We start from the raw sequence: 16,969 nt of genomic DNA on the forward strand, positions 1-16,969 counted from the left end.
GCCGCCTCGCTGCACGTGGAAAATCGGAGACGGAGTGGAACGCCGCCGCGGGTTGGCACGAATTGGGAACCGCTTGCCATCGCCCGCGGTTGCTGGGGAGCTAGCTTTCGGGCGTGAAGGCATCCTGGCTCCTGTTCATCCCCCTGCTTCTCGCTCAGGCGCTCGTGGCGCGCGGCGATCTCAAAGTAGAGAAGCCCCGGTGCGAATACCTGATTAATCCGCTCGGCATCGACGAGGTTCATCCCCGGCTGTCGTGGATCGTCAGTTCGCCGGAGCGCGGCGAGAAGCAGACAGCCTGGCAGGTGCTGGTCGCCTCCAGTCCCGAGGCACTCGCCTCCGGTCAGGGCGACCTCTGGGACAGCGGCAAGGTGGCCGGCGATGCCACCAGCCAGATCGAATATGCGGGAACTGCGCTGACCTCGCGCAAGGAGTGCTACTGGAAGGTCCGCTCATGGAACAAGGACGACCAGCCCACTGCATGGAGCCCGCCGGCCATGTGGAGCATGGGCCTGCTACAAGCCTCCGACTGGAGCGCCAAGTGGATCGACGGAGCAGCCTTCGCCACGCCTGATAGCGGCCCCGCTCCGGTCATCACAGGTGCATTCTATGAAGCGACGGACAACACCGGGACGCCGGTGAATGCGACCAGCATGCTTTCCGGTATGGCTTCGCAAGGAAGCTTCACACTCGGCGTGACCAACGAGACCTTCGGCGGCGACCCTTCCTACAATCACGTGAAGCGCCTGCGCGTGCAGTACCAGCGCGGCTCGCTCACCGGCACCAGGAACTTCGCGGAAGACACCATGGTGAACTTCCCAGCCGACTTGCCCGCCTTTCCCACGATCACCGCGGGGCGCTATGAGTCGGTCAGCAATCCTTCGCTCTTCCGCGATGTCACCGCCTCCCTGCAAAGCAGCGCCCTAGGTGGCAGCTTCTCGAAGACAGTGGACAACACCAGCTTCGGCCCGGATCCCGCAGTGAACCAAGTGAAGCGGCTGAAGGTCAGCTACGACTTCGGCGGCAGCAGCGGCACGCGCCTGGTCGCGGAGAACAACACCTTCAACTATCCCGCCGACCTGCCGAAGCCGCTAGCGGTGACGCTGACATCCGCGAGCTATGCCGCCCTCGACGGCAGCGGCTCGGCAAACGTTTTGAGCAATTTGACCGCCAAGGCCGCGAGCGGGCCCTTCAGCCTGGTGGTGAACAACACCAACCTCGGCGGTGATCCGGCACCTAACAAGGTGAAGCGGCTGCGGATCGGCTACACCCTGGATGGCCGCTCGCTGGTGAAGTACTTCGACGAGAAGGTCACCCTGCAGTACCCCGCCGACTTCGCCACCCCGAGCACGGTGCCCTACTTGCGGAAATCCTTCACGGTCGCGAAGCCAGTAAAAAAGGCCGTGGCCTACGCCACCGCGCTGGGGATCTACGAACTTTCGCTGAACGGCCAGCGCGTCGGTGATCACATCCTCGCACCCGACTGGACCGACTACTCGCAACGCCTGCGCTATCAGGCCTATGATGTGACTTCCCAGCTGACCACCGGCGAGAATGTGCTCGGTGCTCAGCTTTCGCCGGGCTGGTATTCCGGCCACATCGGCAATGGCAACTTCAAGTTCTGGGGTGTCAGCCCGGCCTTGCTGACCCAATTGGAAGTCACCTTCACCGATGGCAGCACCCAGACCATCACCACCGATGGCTCTTGGAAGATGGCTCCAAGTCCGACTCTCCTGACCGACTTCATGATGGGTGAAGACTATGACGCCCGCTTGGAGACCGCGAGCTGGAGCAGCCCCGGTCTCGACGACAGCGCATGGGGCAAGGTGCTGATGCGGATCGAGCCCCAGCGTATCATGAGCGGCCAGACGATGGAGCCGGTGCGCAAGTTCACTGAGATCACCCCCAAGGCCCAGACCCAGCCGCAGGCCGGCAAGTGGACCTATGACCTCGGACAAAACATGGTGGGAGTGATCCGCCTGAAAGTCACCCAGCCCGCTGGAACCAAGATCACCATCCGCCATGCGGAGATGCTGAATCCGGACGGCAGCATCTACACCACCAACCTGCGCGGTGCGCCCTCGATCGACAGCTACACCTGCAAGGGCGGGGGCGAGGAAACCTGGACGCCGCGCTTCACCTTCCACGGGTTCCGTTATGTCGAGCTCAGCGGCCTGAGCAGCCAGCCGCCACTCGATGCGGTGACAGGTATCGTCTTCGCCTCCGCCACTGAGCAGACCGGCGATTTCACCTGCTCCGACCCACAGATCAACCAGCTCCAATCAAACATCCAGTGGGGCCAACGCGGCAACCACCTCAGCGTTCCCACCGATTGCCCGCAGCGTGACGAGCGCTTGGGCTGGATGGGCGATGCCCAAGTCTTCGTGAAGACCGCCACCTGCAATGCCGACATCGCCGCCTTCTACACCAAGTGGCTGGGCGATGTGGTCGACAGCCAGCTCGTGGACGGACGCTTTCCGGATGTAGCGCCGAATGCCGCCCCCAGCTCCGGCACGCCGGCATGGAGCGATGCCGGCGTGATCTGCCCCTGGACCATCTATCAGGCCTATGGCGACGAGCGCCTGCTGGCGAAGTGCTATCCTTCCATGAAGGCCTGGGTGGAGTATTGCCGAGCAAACAGCACCAACTCGATCCGCGACCGTGGCCGCGGCGCCGACTATGGCGATTGGCTCTCGATCAACGCGGACACCAGCAAGGAACTGATCGGCACCGCCTACTACGCCTACTCGACCCGCTTGCTCTCGAAGGCGGCCGCGGTACTCGGCAATACCGCGGATGCCAGCGCCTATGAAGCTCTCTTCCAGACCATCAAGACCGCCTTCAACGCCAAGTACGTGAATCAAAGCACCGGCGTCTTCAATGGCACTGGGACTAATACCCAGTGTGCCTACCTGATGGCCCTGAAGTTCGACCTCCTGCCGGAGGGCCTACGCGACGAGGTACTGCAGCTTCTGGAGAACGATGTCATCGCCAAGGGCAACCATCTCTCCACAGGCTTCGTGGGTGTAAGCTACCTGCTCCCGGTGCTCAGCGCTGGCGGCAAGAGCAGCACTGCGTATAACCTGCTTCACCAAGACAGCTTTCCATCCTGGCTGTTCTCGGTGAAGAACGGCGCCACCACGATCTGGGAGCGCTGGGACGGCTGGACGCCGGAGAAGGGCTTCCAGGATCCCGGTATGAACTCCTTCAACCACTACTCGCTCGGCTCCTGCGGCGAGTGGCTCTACGGCAGCGTAGCAGGGATCGACCAGGACCCCACTGCGGCGGGCTATAAGAAGATCGTCATCCATCCGCGGCCCGGCGGCACTCTCAACCACGCCAGCGGCAAGCTGGAGTCGATCCACGGTGAGATCCGCAGCAGTTGGAGCCGCCATGCCGGTGGCTTTGTCCTGCGCGCCACGATTCCCACCAACACGACCGCGGACGTCCACATCCCCGCCACGGATGCCGGAAGTGTGATGGAATCCGGGAGCCCTGCGGCCAGCGCCCAAGGCGTGAGCTTCCTGCGCATGGAGGATGGCGCGGCGGTCTTTGCCCTGCAGTCCGGGCGCTATCTCTTCAGCACGGGAAGCGAAGCTCCGGGCACGGATCACGCGGCGCATGATGCCGGTGCGCCGCTCAAGCTGAGCATTGCCACCCTGCTGGCGAATGACGGCGCCGGGGTCGAGTTCCTCGCAGCGGACGCATCCAGCGTGAAGGGCGCTAGCATCACGGTGGCCGATGGCTGGATCCACTACACTCCGCAAGCAGGCAATGCCGGAGAGGATTACTTCACCTACACTGTCCGCGATGCGACGGGCGGCATCCTGAGCTTCACCGTGAAGATCGGCGTGATACCCGTAGATGCACCGGTGCAGGAAGCGGAGTCGATCACGACCCAGCCGGATGGCTCACAGCGCGTGGTCTTCTCCGGAGTGGCTGGACGAATCTACCGCATCGAATCGACCGAGAGCATGAGCAATGCCTGGATCGAACGCGCAAGCATACAGGCTGAGTCCAATGGCGGCTTCGAGTTCATCGACACCCTGCCACTCCCCGACAAGCGATTCTACCGCGCTGTGTTTCCATAAAGGAATACCCTTTCCCGGGAGAGCGGAGCCACCCATCCCGCAGAAGCAGGCTTCACGACCCGACTCCTCTCGCGTTCGAAATAGCCAGCACCAGCACCCTCCTGCCAGACGGGACGGATATCTACTGCCCACTCTGCGGAGCCGGTGCCTCGGTGTTCCCGGGAGCCGGCGTGGGCGCAGGGGCCGGCGCTGGATTCGGGGCCGGTGTTGGCACCGGCGCTGGCGTCTGCTCCGGTGCCGCAGGCGGTGTCGGCTCTGGCAGCAAGTTCTGCCAACGGTGAAGCTCCACGCCCTCGCCCAGGCCACCGCACTCCTTCAGCAATTCATCACAGCGGTTGCGCCACTTCTCGTAGTCCGGTGGCCCCTTGGTCTCGTCCCGGGAGCCGGGAAAAACGAAATAGGTCACCACTAGATTCGACTCCGGCCGGCTGTTGGAATTGGCCCGCGGGTTGACCTCCTTAGCGATCCGCAGCGAGGCCTCGCCCACCTTGAAGGTTGGCCCGCCATCACCGACGATCGCGGGCAGGAGCTTCTCGCCGTGGATCACCACCGCATAGTCCCCCACCTTCGGCGCGAAGGCATCCGAGGAACTGAACAGATTGGTGGGAATCACGATGAAAGGATCATATTCCGCGATCAGGAAGCTGCGGGACTTCATGTCCTCGATGCCCTTCTTGAGGAACTTGATCCGGTCCCGCAGCCACACCTTCCGGTCCGCCGTGGTCTTACTGTCAGCCAGCTCCTTGTTGGCGCCCTCGATGCGCTTCTCCCAACCGGCGACCAGCGGATTCGGGGTCTGCGTTTTCTTCGACCAGCCGTAGCTGGTGAAAGGCTGGTAGAAAGTGGAGTTCACGATCTCGTCCGGCATCGTCGCAAGGCGGTCACCATCCGAACCGTCCGAGACTACATCCATCTCCGCCTGCAGCAGGAAGACCTTCCGACCGCTCTGCGGATAGGTGAGGTTCAGGATGGTCTCGCAGTCGTAGTAGTTGTGCTTGGTCAGCAGCTCGTTGAGATTGGTGGCGTCATCCTTGAGCCGCTCGGTCTTGTTATCGTAGAGGGCGAAGAACCAGCGCGAGACTTCCGGTTTCTCCAGCATCGACGGCAAGCCGGGCAAGAGCGTGGCCAGCTTCGGATTGACGGTTTGCAATTGCTCCAGGGACTTGGACGGCTCCGGCAGACGGATCTTGAGTGTGTATTCCGCGACATAGGACTCCTTGTCCTTGCGCTCCTTGGAAGCCAGCGCGCCCTTCTCCACCTGCACCTCTGACTTGAAGGTGATCCCCGAGCGCAGAGCCCGCACATCGCCGCCGCTCTGCGCGGTGTGGTCGGAAAGCGGCAGCTCCTTGTCCTCCGTGGTCTGCCGCTTCGCGAGATCGTCGAGCTGCTTCTTCAACGCATCCCGCTCCTTCTGGAAACCGCCTTCCATCTGCTCGATCTTCTCCCGCTGCTGCGCTTCAAGCTGCCGCATGATATCCTCCGCATCACTCTTCGCGGCCGGCGTCTGCTTGACCTCGGCGATCTCCTTGCGGAACAAGCGCTGGCCCGCGGGGGTGAATAGGAAAGACACCCCGCCCACCGCCAGCACCAGCGAACTCACCCCCATCCACGGGAAGCCTCCTTTCGATCGCCGGCGCAGGCCTTCGATGTGATGCGGATCCTGGGAACTCATGGCCGGAAACTAGCAGCAGCTTGCCGGGACTTCCAAGGGAGAAGGCGCAACTTACAACCGAAGTCGCACGGGCCACGGCTCCTCAGCGAGTTGCAGCAAAATCCGCGAAGATTGCTTCCAATTCCTCGCGATCCACCGCGTCAAAAGCGTCCTTCTCGGTCGAATCGACATCGAAGACCGCGATTATGGTCCCACGGGCATCCCGGACCGGCACCACGACCTCGCTCTCCGAGCGGCTGTCGCAGGCAATGTGCCCGGGAAACTCGTGCACATCGGGTACCACCTGGGTTTCCCCCGTGGCCCACGCCGCACCGCAAACGCCCCTGCCCCACGTGATCCGCGCGCAGCCGAGAGACCCCTGATAGGGCCCGATCACCAGCCCGCCACCGACCACCCGGTAGAAACCGGTCCAGAAGTAGTGCGGCATCGCCTCATGGAGGATGCAGGCCGCCGCGGCCATCCGGGCAATGCCATCCGGCTCGTCGGCCCACAGGGCATGCAGCTTTGCGGCGGCATCGTGATAGAGGGCGCGCTTCTGGTCAGGGCTCGGAATCACGCGGGAAGCCCTAAGGGCGGTCCCGCGCTCCCGCAATGCGATTCGCCTCAGAGGCCGTCGATCCTCAGGCGGGCGAACAGGTTGGGCTTGCCCGTCCGGGAAATGGTGGCGGTCACCCGGTCAATCCCCGGCCCGTAGAAGTTGGAATCCACGGTGATACCGGACACCACGTTCGTCCATGCCCCGGCATCAAGGGTGGTGGAAGTCTGGACCACCGGATTGAACGAGGCCGCCGCGCCTGTACGACGGAAGGAGAACACGTAGTTCGCCCCGGAGACCGTTCCGAGTGGCAGGTCCGCGCCGCCGCTCGGAACGGTGGGATCCAAGCCGAGCACGAACTCGATCCCGTTCGAGATTCCGTCCTTGTCCGGATCGGCGTCGGGCAGACCGGTGCTGGCGGGGTTCAAGTCGTAGCCCGCCAGCCAAGCCTGCCAGGCATTGTTCACGGTGATGGCGATGTTGCTCGTGGAAATGCCGTCGTTGTAGGCGTAGTTGATGGTGCAGCCCGGCGGCACGGAAGCGAAGGTGCCGGTCAAGACCCCTCCATAACTGGCGATGACGTGCGGCGTGGCGGCCACCGGACCGAGCGGAATGGGCAGCACGGAGGCACCGGTGATATTCAGATTACCGGAGACGATCAACTGGTCACTCTTCAATGCCGAGGCATCATTCATGCGCACCAGCAACTTGCCGTTGCTGAGATTGGTACTGCCATTGACGTGCATGATCCCGGGGCTAGTGCCACTTCCACCGCCGGGGGAAACCCTGGCTCCGGCCACGTTCGCATTCAGGGTGGGCCCGACGGTCCCGATGCCGCCCAAGGTACCAGTGGCGCCAACGCTGAAGTTACCGGTCTGCGTGCCATTGATGTAGAGCTTCCCGGAAGTAATCGACGTATTCCCCGCATAGGTGTGGTTCTGGGTGAAGGTCTGGGCAGCAGTGCCGCTCTTGGTCACACTGCCAGAACCGGAGATCAACCCGTCATAGGTGGCATTGGCACCGCTGAGCAGAGTCAGCGTGCCAGAACCCAGCGTGACCGGCCCCGTGCCGGACAGACTTCCGGCGCGATCGGAAAAACTGTTGAGGTCATACTTGCCGGAAGCCTTGATCATCACATCCACGAGGCTCCCGACGTTGAATGCCGTCAAGTCTCTGACGATGGCCGAGCCCGCCGCATCCACATCATTACCGATCACCAAGGGCCCGATGACGGCGACGGTAAGCGTGTTCGCCAGTTCCAGCACGCCGCGATCCACGGTGGTGGTGCCGCTGTAGGTATTTGTGGTGCTGGCAACCCGCATCGTGCCGTTTCCGTTCTTCGTGAAGCCGGCATTAACGGCCGGAATGCTGTTGCTGATCACGCCACTGATCACCAGCTCCGGTTGGCTGCTTCCGGCATTCACCGTGACGGCCGGTGTGCCGACCAGCGCCAAGGGACTGGAAATCGCGGCGGCTCCGATCGCATTGGAGGTGGCCGTCATGTTTCCGGCCAAGGTCAGCGTGCCAGCGCCGGCAACCGAACCGCCGGTCATGTTAAGCTGGGTGGCAACGCTCAGGGCCCCGCTTGTCGCCACGCTGCCACTGGTTACAGCAAGCGTCCCGGCGGCCGCGGCGTTGCCGTTGAGGTTCAGCAGGCCGTCGGACCTGACATCCACCGTGCCTGCTGCAGAGAGTTGATTCGCGCCGTCCAAGCGGGCGGACGCTGTTCCCGCGGCACCGACGTTGTCGCCCACATACAGAACTACGGGATACGCCGTACCTGCGGCCAGGTTCAGGCCCAGAATCCCGTTCTCCACGACCATTGTATTAAGGGTGGAAGTCAGCTTGCCGGTCAGCAGGAGGGTGCCGGTGCCACTTTTCCGGAAGTTGCCGGTCCCGCTGAGGTTGCCCGCGAATGTGCTGCTGCTGTTAGAATTTCCCGCGGTAAAATTGGAGGGATTCCCGAGCGGGGTAGGCAGCAGGATCGTGCCCTCCCCGCTCAGCGAGTCCACGGTGTCGCTGAAGCCATTCATGTCGATGACCCCCGACTTGTTGACGGTCATCGAAATCGAGTTCAGCAGGTCGTTCTGGATCAGCTCGCGCAGGACCGCGGTGCCGGCGGGGTCCACGTTGTTGCCGATGACCACCGGTCCCTGGATCGTCCGCCCGGAGGATTGCTTGAGCTGCAGGACGCCCTTCTCCACTGTGGTCGTGCCGGTGTAGGTGTTGCTGTTGAGACCAGTCAGGTTCATCACCCCGTTGCCCAGTTTGGTGATCCCGAAGCCCGACGCCGCGGGACTTTCGCTCACCACCCCGTTCATCACGAAATGTGGCGCGTTGCCACCCGGGTTCACCGTGATGTTGCGCGTCCCGGTGAGCACGACATTCCCTTCAATCGTGGCCGTGCTGTCCGCCGTGGACATGGCGGTCACATCCCCGGCGAGATTCAGGACGCCCGAACCGGTGCTGCTGATGCTGCCGCCCGTCATGTTGATCCCCTGCGGCGCGTAAAGGGATCCAGTGCCAATCCCCACGCCACCCCGGTCAATGGTTAGGGACCCGACCGTTTCGCCGAAGTTGTTCACGTCAAGGATCCCGTCGGCCTTCACGGTCACCGCGGCAGTGCTTAGAATCTCATTACCCTGGCCCAAGCGCACGATGGTACTCCCCGGCGCGCCGCTACCGCTGCCGATCACCAGGGTTCCCGGAATCACCGCGGCGGCGTTGCCATTCAAGGTCACCACGCCTTGGTTCACCGTGGTCCCTCCGGTGTAGGTGTTGGAAGTGGCCGTGGACATCAGCAGATTGCCGGGACCGCTCTTGGTCAGGCTGCCGCCACCGCCGATCACATTGCTCAGGGTCAGGTCCGTCGCCTGCAGCCCGTCGTTCACCGTGAAAATCCGCGCGCCGATCAGCGTGATCCTGGAAGCAATCGTCGCCGTCCCAGTCGAAGAGGAATTCGCCGTCACGTCGCCCTGCAATTGCATGATCCCGGTGGTACCCGTGATCGTCCCCCCGTTCATCACCAGCGGGCCGCCGATGATCAGGTTCGCGCCGCCATGACTCACGTTGCCACCATTCACCGTCAGCCCGCCGATCGTCTCGACCAGGCTGTTCGTGTTGAAGGTCCCGTCGTTGTAGACCGTCACTGTGCACGTATCCTTGATCTGCGCTGACTGAGCCAGCGAGAGGGTCGCCCCCGTGCCGGTGCCTATCCCCACGGTGATATTGCCCAACACCGCCGTCTCGTTGCCGCCGGAATTCAGGGACAGGACGCCCTCCGAGACGGCGGTCGGGCCGGTGTTGGTATTGGCGACCGCCGAGATCGTCATGGTGCCCGCTCCCCGCTTGCGCACGCCTGTGGTGCCACCGGTGGTGGCGGCCATGTTCAGCGTTCCCGCATCCACCCGCACCCAGCATTCCGAGAAGTTCACGTAGTTCAGCAGCAGGGAACTGCTGAAGGTGTTGCTGCCGGTCACGCTCCAGATGTTCTCGGTCTGGACCGAACTCGAAACCGACAAGGTCATCCCTGCGGTGCCGCTGATAGTGTTGCCCCCGCCGCTGAAGTGAATCTGGTCTACCACCAACCCCGCGATGTTGAACACCGAACTGCTGCTGGATGCGAAGGCCACGATCGTACCACCGGCTTCACCGCTGGTGGGCACCCCGCCGGTCCAATTGGAGGCAACACTCCACAACCCGCCCGCGGGCCCGACCCATGTATGGGTCGCGGCCTTGGCGGAGGACTGAAGGAATGCGGCGAGACCAAGACTCACCGGCAGAAGCGTGCTGAGGCACGCAAAGGAGGAGTTTTTCATAGGAGGAGGAAGGACTTCCGGAAACTGCAAGAGAGACAGAAGCAACAAAACCAACCTCTAACGAATTCCTCTAACATTGAACATGCACCAAAAGGTGAACATGTCCCTTCCCGGCCCGGTCTTTCCACCCGCCGCCCGCTAAGGCCTAATGTCACGCCAGCCACAGGCTGTCAGAGCGGCTTCCGGGCAAGGGCTGAACAATCGCGCATCCCCGCAATGCGATTGGATATGCGCCCCGCATCTTGGATCGTCACCAAAAGGCGGACAAGCCGCTTCCGAGCCCTCACTTCTAACGCCATCCTCCCACGCCTCATGCGGAACCAGCGGCGAGCCGCGCCGCCAACTGATCTAACATGCTAAGCCAACTCGGATAGGCGCCGGTGCGCTTGGCCAGTTCTTCGGAGACGGTCTGATGAAGCGTGAGCAGGGTTCCGCCATCCCTCTCCTCCAGGGTCAGGGTCACCACCGTTTCCTCCGGCCACTCGGCTACATGTCCCGCGGACTCCGAGGAGACCCGATTCCCGTCTGGATCGGCCATGGCCATCTTGTAAACGATCCGCTCCGGCTCCACGATTTCCAGATAGGTGCCGATGCACCAGCACTCGCCGAAAGCGGGCACGCGGATGCAGGACAGGAACTCTCCACCCTCTCGGAAGTCGAAGCGCTTGAACTCGATCTCGCAGCCTTCCGGCGCGTGCCAATGCTTGAGGTACTCCACATCGCTCCACGCCTGCCACACCAGCCGGCGCGGTGCCTTGAAGCTGCGGGTGATCAGGACTTCGCGGGCTTCTTCAGCCCGGTTCGCTTCGGTCATGCTGTTCATGTTCGGATTGTAGTTGGTTCAAATAGTCATCCAGTCGGTCAAAGCTCTCCTCCCAGTGGCGGCGGTAGCTCTCGATCCAAGCCTGCGCCTGCTTCATCGGTTCTGCATTCAGGTGGAGCGAGTGGACCCGCCCGAAGCGCTCGCGGCCGATCAGACCGGCCTTCTCCAGCACCCCCAGATGCTTGGAGACCGCAGGCAGGGACATTTCATGCGGTTTCGCCAAGTCCGTGACGCAGAGGTCCCCCCGCGTGAGCTGCTCCAGCATCCGCCGCCGTGTCGGATCCGCCAGCGCCGCGAAAGTGCGGTCCAAGTGCTCGGACTCATATTTAACCATTTGGTTAAATGGAGCCGCCAATGGCACCCTGCGCAAGGAAAAACGTCCCCGGCTTCCGGAAACCCGGCATTCGTCATTCCCCCAAAACCCGGTGCTGACAAACGCCCAATCCCCCCTACCCTCCCGCGCGTGAGCTATCAGGTCTTCGCCCGGAAATACCGCCCGAAAACCTTCGACGACGTGCTCGGCCAGGATCACGTCGTACGGACTTTGCAGAACGCCATCGCCCAGAAGCGCTTGGCGCACGCCTACTTGTTCGTCGGGCCGCGCGGCACCGGGAAGACCACCACGGCACGTATTCTCGCGAAAGCGCTGAACTGCACGAACGGGCCCAAGGCCGACTTCGATCCGGACGAGGATGTCTGCGTGGAGATCGCCGAAGGCCGCTCGCTCGACGTGCTGGAGATCGACGGTGCCTCCAACAACTCGGTGGACGACGTTCGCAACATCCGCGAGTCCGTCCGCTTCGCCCCGGCCCGCGGGCAATTCAAGATCTACTACATCGACGAAGTTCACATGCTCTCCACGGCAGCCTTCAATGCGCTGCTGAAGACGCTCGAAGAGCCGCCGGAGCACGTGAAGTTCATCTTCGCCACCACCGAGGCGCACAAGGTCCTGCCGACCATCCTGTCGCGCTGCCAACGCTTCGACCTGCGGCCGATTCCGACCGAGATCATCGCGAAGCACCTGCTGCACATCGCGCAGAATGAAGGCGTGAATCTCCATGAGAGCGCTGCTTGGGCGATCGGCAAGGGCGCGGACGGCGGGATGCGTGACGCCCAGTCGATGCTCGATCAACTCGTGGCCTTCTGCGGCGAAACGATCACCGAGGCGAACGTGCTCGATGTCTTCGGCTTCACCTCGCGCGAGACCGTGGCTGCCGTTCTCGGCGGCCTGCTGACCCGCGATACTCCGACCACGCTGGCAACCGTGCAGCGGGAGGCTGAGGCCGGTCGCGAGCTGTCCCAACTGCTGGGTGAATTGATCAGCGGCCTGCGCGCCCTGCTGGTCGCCAAATTGGATTCCAGCGCTGGCGGCGACGGCATCCCGGCTGAAACCTGGGCCGCCCTGCGCGCCGCGGCCGAGAATTATCCGCCGGAGCGCCTGCTTTCGGTCATCGACGTCTTTGCCGAGACCGAAGCCCGCATGAAGTGGGCCTCCAACAAGCGCCTCCATCTTGAGATTGGCTTGATCAAGGCGATCCAATCGCTGGGCGAAGTCCGCCTCTCCGATGTGATCAAGGTCCTCGCCGGGGCTTCGGAGCATCTTACCGCGCCGGTGACCTATGCGCCCGTAGCGGCCATTCCAGCACCGGATCCTGCACCCGCGCCAGTCGCGGCGGCACCGGCTGCCGTGCCGGTACCTGTGGCGGAAGCCGTTCCCACGCCGGCAGCTGAACCCGAGCCTCCCGTCGCGGAATTCAAGCCCGAGCCGGAATCCTCTCCAGAACCAGTGGCCGCCGTCACTCCGCCGCCGTCAAACCCGGCCCCGTCGGCTGGAGGTGGTCTCTTCTCTTCGATCGATGCGATGATCGAAAGCGCGCCGGATGCACCCGATGAGCCGGTCGTAGAAGCAGCTGTCGAGCCGCCTTGGAAGCCCGAGTCCGCAACCCCGGCAGAGCCCCCTGCGCCCAAGGCCGATCCGATGGAAGAATTTTACAAGGACCCTCTCATCCAAACTGCTTTGGAAATGTTCGAGGCCACGCTGAAGCGCTGAAGCACCAATCTGGCTCAAGTCTTGTGTCTTGAGTCTTCAAGTCTTGAATCTCTCTTATGGATATCCAAAAACTGATGAAACAGGCGCAGAAGATGCAGGCCGGGATGGCCGCTGCGCAGGAAGAGCTTGCGAAGAAAACCGTCGAAGCCAGCGTCGGCGGCGGCAAGGTGACCGTGGTCGCCACCTGCGCCGGTGATGTGCAGTCGATCAAGATCGACAAGTCGGTGGTGGACCCGGAAGACGTCGAATTCCTCCAGGACCTGGTGCTGAAGGGCGTCCAGGAAGCAATCAACAAGGGCAAGGAGGTCTCCGCCGCGGAGATGCAGAAACTCACCGGCGGGATGGGCTTGCCCTTTTAACCAATCCACCACCACCGTCCCCCCCAGGGCACGATGAAGTCCTCCCGCTTCCGCCGACGCGCCGGATGGAGTCTCGTCGGCTTGTCGCTCCTGCTGCACATCCTCACGGTTTACGCGTTTTCGCGCCAACCGGAGTTTCTCGCAGCTTACACGGTCATGCCGATCTGGGTCTGGGGCGGCATCGGGCTGCTGCTTTCAATCGTCGCCTTCTGGTTCCTGCGGGCGCCGCTCTCGCTGATCCTGACGGGGATCTGGGCGATCACCGTGCTGCTTGGCGCGGATGAGGCGCGGGTCATCGCCAATCTCGGCAAATCTGCTCCTGAGCCAGGGCAAGCCGGCGTGGCCGATGGCAAGTTCCTGGTCCGCGTCCTGACCCTCAACTGCAAGCATTTCAACTACGCGCCCAACAGCGATCCCTCGCTCGACATCCAGCGCTGGGACCCGGACATCGTCTTGCTGCAGGAAGTCGAGCCGATCCAAGTGAAGCGCGTTGCCGACCGTCTCTACCAAGGCCACGGCGACTACCGGACTTTCATGTCCAATGGGATCGTGACCCGCTGGCGGATCAGCCGGGAGGTGCGCAACCAGCTCTACCGCGACCAGCAGGTCACGGTGATGAAGCAGCCGGAGGGTGCCGCGATCGAGGTGGTGAACGTTCACCTTGAGAAGGCCTCCACCGACCTTCGACTGTGGAATCCCGATTGCTGGTACAATCACCGCGTCAACCGCAAGGTCCGCGCGGTCGAACTCTGGCACACGCTGCAAGTCCTCGCAGACACCGCATCCGGCCGCCCCGCGATCGTGGGCGGGGATTTCAATGCGCCGCCTTCGGACCCGATCCAAAGCCTGATGAAGGGCAACTTCGATGACGCCTTCGTTCAAGCCGGGACCGGCTGGGGAGATACCTACCAGCGGCGCATCCCGATCCTCCGCATCGACCAGATCCACTCCACCCGGCAACTGCGCCCGATCCGCTGCTCCGCAGTGACCACCCGGCACAGCGATCACCGAATGGTAGTGGCGGACTTCCTGATGGTGCCCTAAGCAGAGTAGTCCGCACACGCCGTGTGCCGACTACTTTGGTTGCGTCCCCGTCGGGCCCTTCTTAGGCTGCGGCATGCCCGTCACCCGCGAACGCATGGCCGAGGTTTTGGAGGAGATCGCTCTTCTTCTGGAAATCCAGGGAGAGAACCCCTTCAAGGTCCGCGCCTATCGTCAGGGAGCCGAAGTCGTCGAATCCTACGATGGCGATATCGTGGCCCTCGCGACGGAAAACAAGCTGGATGGCATCAAGGGCCTCGGCGAGGCGCTGCGCGACAAGCTGCACGAACTCGCCAGCACGGGTGAATTGGGCTTCCACAAGAAGCTGCGCGAGAACTATCCGGATACCTTCTTCGAGCTCTTCGAACTCGAAGGCTTGGGCCCGAAAAAGATCGCCGCCCTGCACAAGCAACTCGGGGTCGATTCCATTGCCGCGCTCAAGGCCGCCTGCGAGGCGGGCGCGGTGGCTGCACTCAGTGGCTTCGGCGCGAAGACGCAGACGAAGATCCTCGAAGCCGTGACCCGCTCGGAGCAGGCCGCGGAGGCCTTCCGCCTGGATGTGGCCACGATCGCGGCGGAGGAAATCCTCGCCGCTCTGCGCGAGCATCCGGCCGTGCTTCAGGCATCTGTCGCCGGCTCGATGCGCCGTTCGAAGGAAGTGGTGCGGGATCTGGATTTCATCGTGGCGACCACCGAACCGGCTGCTCTAACAAAATTCTTCGGGACCTTGCCACAGGCCGCGGAGGTGATCGTGCAGGGCGACACCAAATGCTCGATCCGCACTTCGGAGGGCTTGCAGTGCGACCTGCGCGCGGTGAGCAATGCGCAGTACCCCTTCGCGCTGATGTATTTCACCGGCAGCAAGGAACACAACGTCGCGATCCGCTCGCGGGCGCTCAAGCACGGCTGGTCGCTCAACGAATACGCCTTCACCGGCGAGAATACGCCGCAGGTCCACAGTGAGGCGGACATCTACAAGGCGCTGGGACTCGACTTCGTGCCACCCGCGCTGCGCGAGAACCGCGGCGAGATCGAGGCCGCCGATGCGGGCACTCTACCCCGACTGGTGGAATGGGAGAACCTGCGCGGCACCTTCCACAGCCACACCACCGAGTCCGACGGCAAGTCGACCCTGGAGGCAATGGCCGCCGCCGCCCAGGAACTAGGCTTGCAGTACTTGGGCATCTCCGACCACTCGAAGTCCTCGCCCCAGGCGAACGGCCTGAATGAAAAGCGCCTTGCCGCCCAGATCGAGACCATCGCCGCGTGGAACCGGCAGCATGCCACGGAGCATTTCCGGCTCTTCGCGGGCTCAGAGGTGGATATCCTCAAGGACGGCTCACTCGACTTCGATGACGAGCTGCTCGCCTCCTTGGATTTCGCGGTGGCTTCCGTCCACAATGCCACGACCCTCACCGAAGAAGAGATGACCAAGCGCATCATCCGCGCGATGGAGAATCCCTACATCACCTTTATGGGGCACCTCACCGGCCGCCTGCTGCTGCGCCGCGATCCCTACAAGGTGAACCACGAAAAGATCATCGATGCCGCCGCGGCCACCCGCACGGTGATCGAGTTCAACTGCAATCCCAAGCGCTTCGACATGGACTGGCGCTGGTGGCACCGCGCGCGGGACAAGGGCGTTCTGACATCGATCAACCCGGATGCGCATTCCACCCAGCAACTCCAATTCCTGAAGCTCGGCGCCGACGTCGCGCGCAAGGGCTGGCTGCGGCGCGAGGATGTGCTGAATACGAAGCCACTGGCGGAGATGGAAGCGTGGTTGAAGTTGCCGAAGGGTAAGAGGTGATGGTGTTCCTCGCATCAGGGCCGGGTTGTTGTTCCTCACGCCGTGTCCTCAGCCCCGGAGGGGCGACCCGAAATAGCCGGTGGCGCAAGCCACCGGAACGGGTTGCCAAACCATTAAGCCCCAGCGGGGCGGCGCACGAAGCCTCCCCTTAGACTCCCTATCCGGGCAAAGATTCGGCATTTCCCGGGTGACGTGAACCCTTGGCTTTCGTTAGATGGTCGAGCCCTCCCTCCCATGCCATCGACCCACCTTTCTCTGAATTTCCACGTTGTCTTCAGCACGAAAGACCGAGAGCCCTCCATCGCTCCCGAGTGGCGATCCCGCCTTCACGCTTACATGGGCGGCGTGGTGACGAATCTCGGCGGAACACCCGTGGCAATTGGCGGCATTGCCGATCATGTGCATCTTCTTCTCGGCCTCCCCGCGACCTGTGCTCTTTCCGACGTGGTCCGCTCACTCAAAGCAAACTCTTCCCGCTGGGTTCACGATGAGATCCGCTTGGCGAGATTCATGTGGCAGGAGGGCTATGGTGCCTTCACCGTTAGCCCGTCGCAATGTCGGACGATCATCGAATACATCGCGAACCAGGAAGAGCATCACCGGACGCGAAGCTTCCAAGAGGAGTATCTCGCTTTCCTCAAGAAATGCGGCATCTCCTTTGATGAACGCTTTCTCTGGTAGGCTCCGTGTCGCCCCTCCCGGGGCTCCTTGAATCGATGCTATCCCCACCGGTGGCTTACGCCACCGGCTAATTTCGGGTCGCACCTCCGGCG

11 protein-coding genes are annotated in these 16,969 nt (G+C 62.8%); 6 read left to right on the top strand and 5 right to left on the bottom strand.

Annotated features, from left to right (window positions below):
• The first annotated feature begins 113 nt into the window (after positions 1–113).
• A complete protein-coding gene (locus BV071_RS32460) occupies positions 114–4,088 on the top strand; it encodes a family 78 glycoside hydrolase catalytic domain (protein ID WP_052572861.1) in 3,975 nt (1,324 codons plus the stop codon).
• A gap of 121 nt (positions 4,089–4,209) precedes the next feature.
• Here the strand turns inward: BV071_RS32460 and BV071_RS03960 are convergent, their stop codons facing one another.
• The 5 genes from BV071_RS03960 to BV071_RS03980 all read right to left on the bottom strand — a co-directional run bounded on the left by BV071_RS03960 (position 4,210) and on the right by BV071_RS03980 (position 11,246).
• Entirely contained in the window at positions 4,210–5,760 is a 1,551-nt protein-coding gene (locus tag BV071_RS03960) for a glycoside hydrolase family 75 protein (RefSeq protein ID WP_035602448.1), read from the bottom strand.
• Between the two features lie 82 nt (positions 5,761–5,842).
• Positions 5,843–6,316, bottom strand: a complete 474-nt coding sequence (locus tag BV071_RS03965; protein ID WP_035602450.1) for a GAF domain-containing protein — start codon at positions 6,314–6,316, stop codon at positions 5,843–5,845.
• Between the two features lie 47 nt (positions 6,317–6,363).
• Positions 6,364–10,113: an autotransporter-associated beta strand repeat-containing protein gene (locus BV071_RS03970; RefSeq protein WP_081885775.1), complete on the bottom strand. Its 3,750-nt coding sequence runs from the start codon at positions 10,111–10,113 to the stop codon at positions 6,364–6,366.
• A 310-nt stretch (positions 10,114–10,423) separates the two neighbouring features.
• Positions 10,424–10,927, bottom strand: a complete 504-nt coding sequence (locus BV071_RS03975) for an SRPBCC domain-containing protein (protein WP_035602453.1) — start codon at positions 10,925–10,927, stop codon at positions 10,424–10,426.
• Positions 10,905–11,246 (bottom strand): metalloregulator ArsR/SmtB family transcription factor, encoded by a 342-nt coding sequence (locus BV071_RS03980; protein WP_265594052.1) that lies wholly within the window; start codon positions 11,244–11,246, stop codon positions 10,905–10,907. The genes BV071_RS03975 and BV071_RS03980 overlap by 23 nt, the downstream gene beginning before the upstream one ends.
• 153 nt (positions 11,247–11,399) lie before the next feature.
• Between BV071_RS03980 and dnaX the strand changes: the two genes are divergently transcribed.
• The 5 genes from dnaX (at position 11,400) to tnpA (ending at position 16,877) form a co-directional block, all read left to right on the top strand.
• Positions 11,400–12,986, top strand: a complete 1,587-nt coding sequence (gene dnaX, locus BV071_RS03985) for a DNA polymerase III subunit gamma/tau (protein ID WP_035602459.1) — start codon at positions 11,400–11,402, stop codon at positions 12,984–12,986.
• A gap of 56 nt (positions 12,987–13,042) precedes the next feature.
• On the top strand, positions 13,043–13,345 hold the full coding sequence (locus tag BV071_RS03990; protein ID WP_035602461.1) for a YbaB/EbfC family nucleoid-associated protein: 303 nt from the start codon (positions 13,043–13,045) through the stop codon (positions 13,343–13,345).
• A 33-nt stretch (positions 13,346–13,378) separates the two neighbouring features.
• Positions 13,379–14,389 carry an endonuclease/exonuclease/phosphatase family protein gene (locus tag BV071_RS03995; RefSeq protein WP_035602464.1) on the top strand — a complete coding sequence of 337 codons (1,011 nt, stop codon included), beginning with the start codon at positions 13,379–13,381 and terminating at the stop codon, positions 14,387–14,389.
• Between the two features lie 73 nt (positions 14,390–14,462).
• On the top strand, positions 14,463–16,196 hold the full coding sequence (gene polX / locus BV071_RS04000) for a DNA polymerase/3'-5' exonuclease PolX (RefSeq protein ID WP_035602466.1): 1,734 nt from the start codon (positions 14,463–14,465) through the stop codon (positions 16,194–16,196).
• Positions 16,197–16,430: 234 nt separating this feature from the next.
• Positions 16,431–16,877 carry an IS200/IS605 family transposase gene (gene tnpA, locus BV071_RS04005; RefSeq protein WP_035602468.1) on the top strand — a complete coding sequence of 149 codons (447 nt, stop codon included), beginning with the start codon at positions 16,431–16,433 and terminating at the stop codon, positions 16,875–16,877.
• The last annotated feature ends 92 nt before the right edge of the window (positions 16,878–16,969 follow it).

The organism is Haloferula sp. BvORR071 (genome assembly GCF_000739615.1).
GTDB lineage: Bacteria > Verrucomicrobiota > Verrucomicrobiia > Verrucomicrobiales > Akkermansiaceae > Haloferula.